The sequence below is a fragment of the Streptomyces poriferorum genome (genome assembly GCF_019399235.1).
In the GTDB taxonomy this organism is placed as follows: Bacteria; Actinomycetota; Actinomycetes; order Streptomycetales; family Streptomycetaceae; genus Streptomyces; species Streptomyces poriferorum.
The window spans coordinates 1-1,453 of record NZ_JAELVH010000540.1; the positions used below are offsets into that span (position 1 = coordinate 1).

Here is a 1,453-nt window from a genome sequence, read left to right on the forward strand (position 1 = left end):
CACCGCCGCGCGCCCTCGCGGGGGCCGGTGAGCGTGGCACGGCGTCGCGAGGGCGCGCGGCGGTGCACCCGGGCGGGTGCCCGCCGACTGCCCACGCTCAGCCACGAATGTGCAGGTCAGAGGGATACACCGCGGGTGGGCCGACGCGTCCCCGACAGGCCTACGGCCTGTCGGTGCCCGTCGGCGCGGTCGGCCAGGGAAGAACCCGGACCGGAGCCCGTCCGCGCTCCTCGCACGTTGCCCGGGCGGGCCGCCCGCTTCTTCCCTGCCGCCGACCGTGGTCGTGGTCTCACCGTCCGGCGGCGAGATCCTCGTAGGCGGCCACCGCCCGCCCGGCCAGCTCCTGCTCGACGGACTTCACGACCTTGAGGGCCTCCTGGTCCAGCCGTTCCGGGTCCAGGACCTCGAAGAGAGTGCTGCCGTCAAGCGACAGGCGAAGCCGTTGTCCGGGCAGGCCACGAAGGGCCCGGCCGGCGGACCCCCTGTCGGCGGGAGAGCGGGCCTCTTCGGCGGCGAAGGCGGCCTCGTCCAGGTGCTCCAGTGCGTCCCGGGCGAGTTTGAGGTCCTGGTTCTCCGGTGGCGGAGTCTCGCCCCGCTCCCGCGCCAGACGGCCTCGCCAGCGTTCAGCTGATGGGCGCACCACACCAGGAGGTGCTCCTCGGCCCACTGCGTACGGAAGTCGAGCTCGAGGTCCTCGGGGCCGGGGCTGAAGTCCTCACCGAGCTCGTGGGCGCGGGCGTTGCCGGCGCTGGTCTGACGGGCTTCCCTGGTACGCCGGGCCTGGCGAATGACCGCTTCCGCCCATACCCGTACGAAGTGCCGGGCGCTCTCCTCGCCCTCCGTCGGCCGGTCCGCCTGGAACCGCTGCTTCTCCATCCGGGAAGGCTAGACGCCCTGTGCCGGCACGGAACCCCAAGGGGCAGAGTCCGGGCCGGCCGCTGCTCACCGCGGCGGTGAGGGACGGTGCCGGCACCGCGGTCTCCTTCCCGCCCGCCGCGTACACGGCCGTGGACTGCCCGGCGGGTGTGGTCCAGGCAGAACCCGAGGACGTGGTCGCGGTCCCGCTGCCCGACAGCGGCCGCGGTTACCTCTCGAAGATCTTCAACGCCGAGTGGATGGCGGACTACAGAGACGGGTGCCTGCTGAAGGAAGGCGCCCGCGTCCGGCCGGGCCAGCGGGACGCAGGCCTCGCGCCGGCGGGTCGATGAGGTCGGGAAACCCCTTCCGGTGGCAGGCGCGGACAAGACGCGCGGACCGTGTCTGGCCGGTCACGATGGCGGGGGCCCGGTCCACCACGTCCGCCAGCAGAGCCTGCTCACACCGGTACGTGTACTTCTCGCCCCCGGCCAGCGCTGCGGGACCGGCGGGACGGCGGGCCGAGGCGATGAACGCGAGGCGCGGCAACGGCCGGCGGACAGCCGGACGGCGCCGGACGGCGGCGGCGCGGCGGGCG

Annotated in this window: 2 protein-coding genes; one reads left to right on the forward strand and one right to left on the reverse strand. The window is 74.4% G+C overall.

What is annotated here, in order from left to right:
* Positions 1 to 289: 289 nt before the first annotated feature.
* Positions 290 to 640: a hypothetical protein gene (locus JGS39_RS39430; protein WP_219574572.1), complete on the reverse strand. Its 351-nt coding sequence runs from the start codon at positions 638 to 640 to the stop codon at positions 290 to 292.
* Between the two features lie 256 nt (positions 641 to 896).
* On the opposite strand from JGS39_RS39430, the gene JGS39_RS39435 reads away from it, so the two are divergent.
* On the forward strand, positions 897 to 1,208 hold the full coding sequence (locus JGS39_RS39435; protein WP_219574573.1) for a hypothetical protein: 312 nt from the start codon (positions 897 to 899) through the stop codon (positions 1,206 to 1,208).
* The last annotated feature ends 245 nt before the right edge of the window (positions 1,209 to 1,453 follow it).